Source organism: Vibrio sp. 1562 (assembly GCF_033340155.1).
Lineage (GTDB): Bacteria > Pseudomonadota > Gammaproteobacteria > Enterobacterales > Vibrionaceae > Vibrio > Vibrio alginolyticus.
In genome coordinates, this window is record NZ_JAWOVY010000836.1 from 1 (window position 1) to 505 (window position 505).

1 protein-coding gene is annotated in these 505 nt (G+C 49.1%); it reads left to right on the forward strand.

The window, feature by feature from the left end:
- Positions 1-505, forward strand: a 505-nt coding sequence (locus R7Z49_RS27950; RefSeq protein WP_318112913.1) for a fatty acid cis/trans isomerase, incomplete at both ends; no start/stop codon positions are given.

Sequence of the window (505 nt, forward strand, 5' to 3'; positions counted from 1 at the left end):
GAAGGGATCGACCGCGGAGCATCGAAAGCATTGGTTTATGAAGGCACTCGCCTGACAGCGGCTGCACCTACTCGCTTGTTTGAAGATGCAGAAACCACCCAAGAATGGCGCGACGCTGGCTTCCACCCTGTTTTGAATGAACGCGACCAAAGCATGGCAGCAAACCTTGAAGCTGGCCTTATCGCTCGTTTATTGCAACAGAAAGAGCGCCATCCCTTGCCAGACCAAGTGCAATTAGAAGGTTTTGATTTTTCGATTGATCGTGAGCAAACCTGCCCGACAATTGAAGAGTACGAACAGTACGAAAAAGACAACCCAAACTGGGGAATGCCATTTGGTATGCCGAATCTAACCAACAGCGAATACCACACGCTGATGACTTGGCTAGAAAACGGCGCGATCATGAATATGCACACGCCAATCAGTGACCAAGAGCAGGCGCAAATCAATCAATACGAAACACTGCTCAACCATTCAGACCTCAAGAACCAGTTGATGTCGCGTT